Source organism: Rathayibacter sp. SD072, assembly GCF_017355185.1.
GTDB lineage: Bacteria > Actinomycetota > Actinomycetes > Actinomycetales > Microbacteriaceae > Rathayibacter.
This window is the reverse complement of record NZ_JADILJ010000075.1, coordinates 1-10,112: the sequence shown is the minus strand read 5'-3', so window position 1 is coordinate 10,112 and position 10,112 is coordinate 1. Positions and strand designations below refer to the sequence as shown.

The window sequence follows — 10,112 nt, the reverse complement described above, 5'->3', positions numbered from 1 at the left end:
AGCGAGGCGGAGAGGTTCTGGTAGGTGTTGCCGGCGGAGTTGTCGAGGGTGACGGCGATGGTGAAGGGGGTGCTGGTGCCGGCGGCGACGGGGGCGGTGGCGAGCGACTTGGCGGCGGTGCCGGCGAGGGCGGCGGCGGTGCCGTTGTAGACGGTGGTGCTGCCGGAGGTGATGAGGACGTTCACCTTGGCGCAGAAGTCGGTGGCGGTGCCGGCCGGGCTGCCGTTGGCGCCCTGGGTGCAGGCAGAGCCGGGGGTCAGGGTGAAGGTGTTCGCCGCGACGGTGCCGGCGTTCTTGATCGTGATCGAGGTGCTGACGGTCTGGCCGGGGACCATCGTGGTCGAGCCGCCGAACTTGTTGATGGTCGAGCAGGTCGCGGTGTTGGTGCTGATCGAGCCGCCGTCGGTGCTGAGGCAGGTGACGGGGGTCGTGCCGGTCGACTTCTCCTCCATGATGAGGGAGCCGGAGGCGGCGGTGTTGTTCGAGTTGGTGATGCTGGCGACGAAGCCGGACAGGGTTCCGGACATCGAGACGGAGAGCAGAGCGGCTGCCGCGACGCTCGTCGCGATCACCAGCGGGGCGAAACGAACGCGCTTGGTCTTGGTGGTGGCGGTGTGGTTCGACATGACAGGACTCCTGATCGGGTAGAAGGTGAACTGCCGGGCAGTTCGTCTCGGTGCTGCTGATTGCTTGATGATTAAGCTACTCCGCGATAAAGATACTTTTCAAATAGACTATTACCCCCTGTTGGTGGGACGCCGCCCTCGAGGTGTCCCTCCCCGCTCGAGAAGGCTCCGCATGACTCCGACCCCCACCCCGCCCGACGGCGAGGCCGGCATCACGTCGGTGGCGCACCTGCGCCACGCGCTCCGGCTGCTCGAGACCGCGCAGAGGCAGCTGCGCAGCAGCATCGCGTCCGAGATCGGCGTGGGGCTCTCGGAGCTGACGGCCCTCGAGACGATCTCCGACCTGACCGGCCTCACCCCCAAGATGCTCGGCCTCGAGCTCGGCCTCACCACCGGCGCCGTGACGGCCCTGCTCGACCGGCTCGCCGCCTCCGGGCACGTCGACCGGCTCCCGAATCCGCGCGACCGGCGCAGCGTCCTGCTCGGGCTCACCGACTCCGGCGCCGCGCTGCTGTCCCGCGTCGAGGAGCGCTACGACGCCGTGAGCGCCGAGGTGCTGCGCGCCTCGCCGCGCCTGGGCGAGGAGGACATGGCCGAGGAGCTGGCGCGCGCCGCCGCCGTCATCACCGCGCACACCATCCGCTGACGCGGCGCGGGCGGTAGCGTCGGAGCGCCCTGCCGTCACGGGCTGCAGGAGGAGGAATCGTGAGCGAGCCCCGCGAGGTCCCGTCCGAGTCGCCGTTCGCGCTCCTCGGCGACGAGGAGGCGGCCGTCTGGTACTCCTACATGAAGGTGCACCTGCGCCTGCGCTACGAGCTCAACCACCAGCTCCGCACGGCGACCGGGCTGTCCCTGGCCGATTACGACGTGCTCGTCGCGCTGACGAGCGAACCCGACGGTCGGATGAGCGTCGCGGATCTCGCCGCGCGGATCGGCTGGGAGCGCAGCCGTGTCTCGCACCGGCTCCGGGGTCTGCGCGAGCGCGAGCTCGTCGAGACGCGGCCCGCACCCCGGGATCTGCGCAGCACCGAGGTCCTGCTCACCGACGTCGGGCGCACGGCGCTGCGGGAGGCCGGGCCCGGCCACATCGACTTCGTGCGCCGGGCGTTCCTCGACGCGCTCGACCCGGAGCGGATGGCGGCGATGCGCGAGTCCCTCGACGCCGTCTACGACCGGCTGATCGAGCACGGCACCCTTCCGCGACCGGCGGACCACCCCTGACGCCTCTTCCCTTCCGCGTGAAGTTTCACCTATTCTGAGCGCACCGACCCGAGGAGCGCTGTGGACGAGACTCTCGCGACCCTGATCGACCGCGTCGCGATCCGCGAGCTCGTCGACACCTACGCGCGCGGGGCCGACCGCCGGGATGCGGCGCTGGAGGCGTCGGTGTTCGCCGACGACGGCGAGGTGCTCGTCTTCGCCGGCGACCCGGAGGCGACGGAGCCGCTCGACACGATCCGCGGACGGGACGCACTCGTGCGGACCTTCGAGGGCCTGATCGCGCAGTACGAGGCGACCACCTACCTGAACGGGCAGTCGTCGATCCGCTTCGCCACCGCCGACGTCGCCGAGGGCGAGACGTACTGCCTCGCGCTCCACCTGCTGCACGACGCCGGGCAGCGGTACCTGGTGACCATGTCGATCCGCTACCTCGACCGCTTCGAGCGGATCGACGGCCGCTGGAGGATCGCGGTGCGCCGCCTCGTCATCGACTGGACCGACCGCTCGCCGTCGTCGCCGTGACACGCCCCACCACCACCGAAGGAGAACCATGCCCCTGGACACCCTGATGCACGCCAACCTCTTCGAGGTGTTCGGCGAGCGCGACTCCGAGAAGCGCCGCGCCGCGATCGCACGCACCTACACACCCGACGTCGAGTTCCTCGATCCCGAGGAGGTGGTCGTCGGCCACGACGCCCTGCACGCGAAGGCGCAGCGCCTGCTCGACGACGCCCCCGGCTTCGTCTTCTCGGCCGTCGGCCCCGTGTACGAGAACCACGACCTCGGCCACCTCGCCTGGAACTTCGGTCCCGAGGGAGCGCCTCCGGTCGTGTCCGGGCTCGACATCTGCCTCGTCGTCGACGGACGGATCGCGAAGATCTACACGACCCTCACCTGAGCGGACCTCAGACCGTCATGTCCCCCACCGGCGGCTCGGACCCGAGGACCCGGTAGCACAGCTGCACGACCCCGCGGGGCGAGGTGGCCGCCGGTTCGAGGAGTTCCAGCATCGCGGGGGCCGCACCGCCCTCGAAGACCCGCTTGCCCGCGCCGAGCACGATCGGATGGAGCCACAGCGTCAGCTCGTCGGCGAGGCGCTCGGCGAGGAGGGTCTGCACCAGGTCGAGGCTGCCGATCACGTGGATCCGCTCGTACCGCGTCCGCAGCTCCCGCACCGCCGCGGGCAGGTCGGGGCCGAGCCGGGCCGACCGCTCCCACGTCAGCGGGACTCCTCGAAGGGACGCCACGTGCTTGGGGATCGAGTTCAGCAGCCGTCCGATGCCGGAGTCGCCGTGCCGCGGCCAGTAGTCGGCGAAGATCTCGTAGGTCCTCCGGCCGAGCAGCAGCGCGTCCATCCCCTCCATGCCGGACTGCACCCAGGCGCCGGTGACCTCGTCGAGGAGCGGCGCCTGCCAGCCGCCGAACGCGAAGCCGCCCTGCTGATCCTCGTCCGGTCCGCCCGGCGACTGGGCGACGCCGTCGAGTGACGCGAACAGGTCGATGCGCACGAGTCCCACGGGCCGCTCCTCCGCTCAGGGCCGCCGTTGCCCGGCGGACGGGGAGACCGTCCCACACCGGCCGTCGGTCGGGCAAGGGCCGCGCGCGCCCTCCCGGCCGTAGGGTGGGCGCGTGGACGGGACCGGGGTGTTCGAGGCGGAGCGCGGCCGGCTGACCGGGCTCGCCTCACGGCTGCTCGGCGACCGGCACGAGGCCGAGGACATCGTCCAGCTGGCCTGGCTGCGACTGCACGGTAGCGACGCCGTGCTCGAGAACCCCGCCGCCTGGCTGACCACGGTGACCACGCGGCTCTGCCTCGACCGGCTCCGCGCCCGCATCCCCGAACCCATCGAGGCCCGAGAGGACGCCCCCGCGTCCGGTGTCGATCCCGCCGACTCCGTGGAGCGGAGCGAGGCGGTGGGGCGGGCGCTGCACGTCGTCGTCGACCGGCTCGCCCCGAACGAGCGGGTCGCGCTCGTGCTGCACGAGTCCTTCGGCTACTCCTTCGACACGATCGGCGGGATCCTCGACCGCTCGCCGGCCGCCGCGCGCAAGCTCGCCTCGAGGGCGCGCGAGAAGGTCGCGAGCGCCGGGCAGGACGGGCCGGTGTCCGAGCGGAGTGTCGTGGACGCGTTCATGGCGGCGGCTCGCGGCGGCGACCTTGCCCGGCTCCTCGCGCTGCTCGCCCCCGGCGCGACGGTCCGCGCCGATGCCTCCGCGATCGCGGCGGGCACCCCTGAGCGGATCGACGGACGTGAGGCCGTCGCTGCGTTCTTCGACGGCAGCGCCCACGCCGCCCTCCCGGTGCTCACCGCCGGACGGCCGGGGTTCGCCTGGTTCCACCTCGGCGAGGCCCGGGTGCTCTTCGACTTCGAGGTCGTGGACGGCCGGGTGGAGTCGATCGTGTTCCGCGCCGCTCCCGCGTCCCTGGCGGGCGTCGTGCGCCGGCCCCGCGACACGCCGGCGGTCACATCCGAGGGCCCCCGCCCGTCGTAGGAGCAGGAGCCGTCGCGCAGCGCGACGGCAGGAGGAGGACACCGTGAAGACCATGACGTGCCGCGACCTCGGCGGGCCGTGCGCCCTCGAGCACCGCGGAGCCACCGCCGACGAGATCATCAACGCCCAGGACCGCCACCTGAAGGACGCGGTGAAGGCGGGCGACGAGTCGCACCGCGAGGCGCGCGAGGCGATGAAGGGCCGCTGGATGCGGCCCAAGAAGGCGCTCGACTGGTACAACGGCGTCAAGCGCGCCTACGCCGAGCTGCCCGAGGACTGACCGCACGACGGCGCCCCTCCCTCCGCAGGGGAGGAAGGGGCGCCGTCGGTCAGCGGCGCGTCAGCAGGCGGCCGCCGCGTACGGCGCCGACCCGGAGAACAGGGGCTGGTCGACCGCGGTGCCCGTGACGGTGGCGGTCCCCGCCGGCACCGAGCGCAGGCGCGTGGTGAAGGCGGCCGAGGCGGAGGCGCCGGGGGCGACCGACGCGAACGACTTCGACCCGTAGGCGGTCTCGACCTGCACGGCGGCCGGAGCGGTGTCGGTGTTCCTCACCGTCACTGTGAGAACGACCTTGCCGGCGATGCAGCGCGTCGACGCCGACGGAGCGAGCTCCAGCGTGTCCAGGCTCACCGCAACCGAGGTCGAGGGGGTGACCAGGGCGTCGGTGTAGCCGTCGTACGAGGCGGTGACGCCCGTGACTCCGGCCGGGACCGTCGCCGTGGCGGTGCCGCCGCTCAGACGCACGGTCTGGCTCCAGCTGCCGCCGCGGAAGGTGACCGAGCCCACCACGTCGCCGGAGTCGGCGGCCGTCACCGTCGCGGTCGCGGTCCGGCCCTCGACGGCGAGCGTCGTGGTCGAGCCGACGGCCTTGACCGGCGCCCACTCCTTCATCGCGGTGAGCACCGTCTGCGGGACGCTGACGAACGCGCCGTGCCGGGGGCTGGCAGGCAGGCCGCCCTTGGTCGAGACGTTCCAGTCGGCCGACTTCGACAGGCGGGAGGCCTGCGAGCTGCCGGCGATCGCCGCGCCCGAGGTCACGAAGGCCTTGTAGCCGCCGCTGCCGTAGTTGTCGACGAGGAACGCGTAGCCGTCACCGGTGCCCGTCGTGTCGTTCGGGTCGCCGGCGTTGAGCTTGACGATCTCGGGGCCCTCGCCCTCCTGACCGGTCTCGAGGCGGGTCATGTTGGTGTCGGTGAGCTGCCAGGTCGTCGTGGGGTCGGCGCTCCAGTTCGACGCGGTCGTCGGGGCGGTCAGCACCGTCGACTTCTCGAGGAAGATGTCCTTCCCGGCCTCGAGGATCCCGGCCGCGCCACCCTCCTCGTTCTTGGTGAAGCGGTAGTAGTAGTCGCCGATCTTCGTGATCGTCGAGTCGATCCGCGCGTAGCCGGTGTCCTGCCAGGTGGCGGGCGGCTGCGTGAAGGTGCGGAAGTCGCGGGTGATCACCGAGAAGACGCGCGAGTAGAGCTTGTCGCCGTTCGATTTCGTGGCATCGGAGTAGAGGCGCGACGAGAAGAAGACGACGTACGACTGCAGCGCGTCGTCCCAGTACGCCTCCGGCGCCCACGTCATGCCGGCCGCGGGCTGGTTGACCGTGATGCCGGTGTCGGCGCCGTTCGTGCGGGTCCACTGCACCAGATCGGTCGACTCCCAGACCTCGATCTTCAGGCTGCCCTTGGACTGGGCGTCGCCCCAGCTCGTGCCGCAGGAGATGCAGAGGTCGGTGGCGACCATGTAGTACTTGTCGCCGTTGTGCGAGCGGAGGATGAACGGGTCGCGCAGTCCGCGGGTGTCGGTCGTCGACGTGATCACGGCCTTGCCGCCGTTGACGGGGGAGAAGGTGAAGAAGTCGTTGCCCGACGTCGCCGCCTGGTAGATCTTCTCGTCGCCGTCGGACTTGAAGTACGCCGAGGCGTAGCCCGCGTCGGGAGCGGTGCGGCCCAGCTCGGCCACCGTGAGCGCGAAGGTGCGCGACTCGGAGACACCGTTCAGCGTCGCGTTCGCGGTCAGGGTGACCGTCGCGTCGCCGCTGCCGTACGCGGGTCGCGTGACGACTCCGCCGCCCTGGTAGGGGTCGGCCGCGCCGACGGCCGGCGCCTGGTAGCCCGCGGTGGTCGGAGTGACGAGCGCCGGGTCCGAGGACGTCCAGGTGATCGCGGTGCCGTTCTTCGCGCCCTTCACGACGAGGGGCAGGTTCTCGGTGGTGCGCGGAGCGAGCACGATGGCGTCGAGGTCGTCGTTGATCCGCGGAGCGAGCACGACGAGATCGAAGGTGATCGGGCCGCCGGAGCTCGGCGTCGCGGTCACGGTGACCGGGGTGTCGGTCGTGATCGTGCGCGAGACGACTCCGGTGGTCGAGACGACCGCGGGGTTCGTCGACGCCCAGCTGAGGGCGATGCCGTTGCTCGTCGTGGGGAGGTTCAGGTTCCCCGAGACGGCGGTGAGCGACGGGTTGCCGTTCAGCACCACCGGCAGCAGGTCGGAGCGCAGCAGCCCCGCCGTCGCCGCCGACTTGGCCTCCGCGGTGGGCATGCTCGTGGCGACCTGTTCGGCGGTGAGCGAGGTGTCCCAGAACTTCACGTCCGTGACGTCGCCCGTGAAGAGTGCATCGCCCTGGTAGAGGGAGCGGCCGAGGTAGCCGAGCGTGGTCCCGGACGGGATGATGCTCGCCATCGACTTGGCGGCGGTGACCGTCGAGATCTGCGCACCGTCGCGGTAGAGCGTGAGCGTGGTGCTCGAGCCTGTGCCCGAGCCGACCATAGTGAGGGTCGTGAAGCCGGGGTTCAGCCCGCCGCCGGCCGGGAGCCGCGTCTCGCCGTTGCCGGTGTCCTTCACCCGCATGCCCGCCAGCACCTGGGCGTTGTACGCGCCCTCCGAGCTGCGCGGGTTCACGAACACGTGGTTGCCCAGAGTCGTCGTGTTCCAGGGGCCGACGCCGTCGCCGATGACCCAGCCGAACTGGTTCGCCGAGGTCTGCGTCTTCACGGTGTACTCGACCGCGAAGGCGTTGTCGGTGCCCGTGACGAGGTTCTTCGGCAGGGCCGCGTAGCCGTTGGCGCGGAACCGGGCGACCTGGTCGCCGCCCGCGTCCGCGAACGACGCGTCGGTCAGCCCGGTGAGCGTCGCGTTGCGGCCGTTGCCCGAGATGTCGAGGAGGGCCGAGCCCGCGTGCGACATGTCGTAGTGGGCCGTGGGCGCGGGGACGTCGACCGCCGAGGCGGCCGTCGGCACGAGCGCGCCGGTGAGGGCGACGCTCGTGCAGGCGAGGGTGGAGAGCAGGAGAGTGCGGGTCCGGCGCGGGGGCGCGGGGTGCTCCGAGGAGCGTCGTCTCATCATCGAGACCTTTCCGATCGGTGGAGTGGATCAGCGGGGCGGGGTGGCCGTCCCCGGTTCCCGTTCACGGGGCGAGCGGGAGTGTTCACGCTAACACGCGCGTGGTTCCGGGGAACAGGGCCGATCCGAGCGGATTCGCCGGGCGCGCGGCGGTGCAGACCGCCCCTAGTGTGTGACCGCACGCGAAGCAGCGGGCACCTGGAGGAGGCCGTCATGCCCGAGTGGTACACCCTCGGCGTCGTCGCACTGGTGATCGTCGTGGTCGTCGTCGTGATCGTGCGCTTCCGCATCAACCCGGTCATCGCGCTCGCGCTCGGAGCGGCCGCGATCGGCCTGCTGACCGGTCTCGGACCCGTCGACACCGTCTCGACCATGTCGACCGGCTTCGGCGAGGTGATGGCCGAGGCGGGCATCCTGATCGGCTGGGGCGTGCTGATCGGCGCGATGCTCAACGAGACGGGCGCCATCGTGCGGCTCGTCGAGGGTCTGATGCGCGTGTTCGGCCGCCGGGGGATCCCGTACGCGCTGGGCCTCTCGCTCGCCACCTACCTGCAGACGATCTTCGTCGACGTGCTGATCGTCATCGCCGCCCCGCTCGCCCGGAGGATCGCCCCGCGGCTGGGCCCGAACGGCACCGGCATCATCGGGGTCACCTTCGCCGTGGGCCTCGAGATGGGCATCGTGATGATGGTGCCCGGCTTCGCCGCGGTCGCCCTGGCCGGGCTCCTGGGAGTGCCGCTCGGAGTGATGATGCTCGGCGGCTTCGCGGTCGTCGCTCCCACGGTGGTGCTGACGATCCTGCTGATGTCGCTCGCCTTCCGGCTCGGCTTCTGGGATCCGGCGCGCGACCAGCAGGTCGTCGTGCGGGATGACGAGGAGGAGGTCGGTGCCGGCGGTGCCGCCGCTCCCGCTCCCGCTCCTGCTCCTGCGACCGGTACCGTGCGCACCGCCGTCGGGGGAGTGCCGCGCGGTCCGGCCGGTCTCCGCCCCGGGGCCGTCGAGGAGCGCGAGCGCCCCCTCCTGCTGCTGTTCGCGCCGATGCTGGTCGCGCTCCTCCTGATCGCGACGCAGGCCGTGCTGACCGTGGCCGGCGCCGAGGTGCCCGCGCTGCAGTTCCTCGGCAACCCGATCATCGCCCTGCTGCTCGCCGTCATCGCCACCGGAGTGATCGGCCGCATCGCGGTCGGCACCAAGCGCATCGAGAAGGCCGTGGTGAAGGGCTTCCAGGACGGCGGCCAGATCTTCCTCCTCACCGGGATCGGCGGCTCCCTCGCCGCCGTCATCGCGCAGGGCGATCTGGGCGACGTGCTCAAGGGCTACTTCTCCGCCTCCTCCTTCGCGCCCCTGCTGCTGGTGTGGCTGATGGCCGCGGTGCTGCACATCGCGGTCGGATCGGTGACGCTGTCGGCCATCACGGCGGCGGGAGTGATCGCGCCCGTCGCGGCCTCGCTCGGCCTGGATCCGCTGCTCATCGCGCTGGCCGCCGGCTCCGGGGCGCTCTTCTGCATCCACGTCACGTCGAACACCTTCTGGCTGCTGCAGACCTTCCTCGACCAGTCGGTCCGCGGGGCCCTGAAAACGGTGACGGTGGGCGTCTCGCTGGCGTCGGTCCTGGCGCTCGGGATGACGCTGGTGCTGTCGCTGTTCCTGTAGGGGCGGGCCCACCGGCTGGGCTGCGGATCGCGACACGGGCGCGCCGCGTCGGCGCAAGGACATGAGGGAATGTCAGTGGTCGCTGGTCGACTGCTCTCATGACGGATTCAGAAGAGGTCGCGGCGCTCGCCGCGGTGCGCGAGCACGGTGATCGAGCGGACGTGCTGGCTCGTTCGGCGGCGCCGGTGCTGCTGGCGGCGGCGGAGGAGCTGTATGAGGGGCATCGGGCGGCGCTGAGGTGTCCGGAGGCGTTCGCGCGGGGGCTGTCGCGGAGCGAGTCGGATGATCTGGTGGAGCGGTCGGTCCGGGCCGAGCTGGCGGTCGCGCTGGGGGTGTCGGAGCGGGTGGTGTCGCGGGAGCTGCTGCATGCGCAGCTGCTGGTGGAGGATCTGCCGTGCATGCGGGCGCTCCTCGAGTCGGCGCAGGTGCGGTGGGAGGCGGGTCAGGTGATCTGCGCGGTCGCAGCGACGCTGCCTCCGGAGTCGCGGGCGGAGTTCGATGCGCGGGCTGCGCCGCTGGCCGTCGAGCTGACGCCCACGCAGTTGCGGCGTCGGGTCGCGCGACTGCGGGACGAACTGCATGCGGAGCCTCTGACCGTGCGGCATGCGCGTGCTCGGGAGGATCGCGCGGTGTGGGTGGTGCCGGAGGTGGACGGCATGGCGATGCTGTGCGCGCTGCTGCCGGCTCCGGTGGCGGTGGGGGCGTTCGCGCGGCTGGACCGCATCGCCCGGTGTCTTCGGGGTGGAGGACGTAGGTCCAGCGGTCGCCGTGGCGGACGTGATGGTGGG

At 71.6% G+C, this 10,112-nt stretch carries 11 protein-coding genes; 8 read left to right on the top strand and 3 right to left on the bottom strand.

Annotated elements, in window-relative coordinates:
* A partial coding sequence (locus IOC53_RS17960; RefSeq protein WP_207407890.1) for a hypothetical protein occupies nucleotides 1–626 on the bottom strand: 626 nt, incomplete at its 3' end.
* Nucleotides 627–798: 172 nt separating this feature from the next.
* On the opposite strand from IOC53_RS17960, the gene IOC53_RS17955 reads away from it, so the two are divergent.
* The 4 genes from IOC53_RS17955 to IOC53_RS17940 are packed head-to-tail and all read left to right on the top strand — an operon-like array spanning nucleotide 799 to nucleotide 2,745.
* Complete coding sequence (locus IOC53_RS17955; protein WP_207407889.1) at nucleotides 799–1,272, top strand: MarR family winged helix-turn-helix transcriptional regulator; 474 nt, start codon at nucleotides 799–801, stop codon at nucleotides 1,270–1,272.
* A 59-nt stretch (nucleotides 1,273–1,331) separates the two neighbouring features.
* Nucleotides 1,332–1,847: a MarR family winged helix-turn-helix transcriptional regulator gene (locus tag IOC53_RS17950; protein ID WP_307786251.1), complete on the top strand. Its 516-nt coding sequence runs from the start codon at nucleotides 1,332–1,334 to the stop codon at nucleotides 1,845–1,847.
* 60 nt (nucleotides 1,848–1,907) lie between these two features.
* Nucleotides 1,908–2,369 (top strand): nuclear transport factor 2 family protein, encoded by a 462-nt coding sequence (locus IOC53_RS17945; protein ID WP_207407887.1) that lies wholly within the window; start codon nucleotides 1,908–1,910, stop codon nucleotides 2,367–2,369.
* A 28-nt stretch (nucleotides 2,370–2,397) separates the two neighbouring features.
* Nucleotides 2,398–2,745, top strand: a complete 348-nt coding sequence (locus IOC53_RS17940; RefSeq protein WP_207407885.1) for a nuclear transport factor 2 family protein — start codon at nucleotides 2,398–2,400, stop codon at nucleotides 2,743–2,745.
* 7 nt (nucleotides 2,746–2,752) lie between these two features.
* On the opposite strand, the gene IOC53_RS17935 is transcribed toward IOC53_RS17940, so the two are convergent.
* Nucleotides 2,753–3,364, bottom strand: a complete 612-nt coding sequence (locus IOC53_RS17935) for a dihydrofolate reductase family protein (RefSeq protein WP_207407883.1) — start codon at nucleotides 3,362–3,364, stop codon at nucleotides 2,753–2,755.
* Between the two features lie 112 nt (nucleotides 3,365–3,476).
* Between IOC53_RS17935 and IOC53_RS17930 the strand changes: the two genes are divergently transcribed.
* Both IOC53_RS17930 and IOC53_RS17925 read left to right on the top strand, forming a co-directional pair.
* Nucleotides 3,477–4,340, top strand: a complete 864-nt coding sequence (locus IOC53_RS17930) for a sigma-70 family RNA polymerase sigma factor (RefSeq protein ID WP_207407881.1) — start codon at nucleotides 3,477–3,479, stop codon at nucleotides 4,338–4,340.
* 52 nt (nucleotides 4,341–4,392) lie between these two features.
* Nucleotides 4,393–4,620 carry a hypothetical protein gene (locus IOC53_RS17925; protein ID WP_242683518.1) on the top strand — a complete coding sequence of 76 codons (228 nt, stop codon included), beginning with the start codon at nucleotides 4,393–4,395 and terminating at the stop codon, nucleotides 4,618–4,620.
* Between the two features lie 60 nt (nucleotides 4,621–4,680).
* Here IOC53_RS17925 and IOC53_RS17920 read toward each other — a convergent pair whose 3' ends face one another.
* Nucleotides 4,681–7,671, bottom strand: a complete 2,991-nt coding sequence (locus IOC53_RS17920; protein ID WP_242683517.1) for an immunoglobulin-like domain-containing protein — start codon at nucleotides 7,669–7,671, stop codon at nucleotides 4,681–4,683.
* A 213-nt stretch (nucleotides 7,672–7,884) separates the two neighbouring features.
* Here IOC53_RS17920 and IOC53_RS17915 point away from each other — a divergent pair, with 213 nt between their 5' ends.
* Both IOC53_RS17915 and IOC53_RS17910 read left to right on the top strand, forming a co-directional pair.
* Nucleotides 7,885–9,324: a GntP family permease gene (locus IOC53_RS17915; RefSeq protein WP_207407875.1), complete on the top strand. Its 1,440-nt coding sequence runs from the start codon at nucleotides 7,885–7,887 to the stop codon at nucleotides 9,322–9,324.
* Between the two features lie 98 nt (nucleotides 9,325–9,422).
* Nucleotides 9,423–10,112, top strand: a 690-nt coding sequence (locus tag IOC53_RS17910) for a DUF222 domain-containing protein (protein ID WP_207407873.1), incomplete at its 3' end; no start/stop codon positions are given.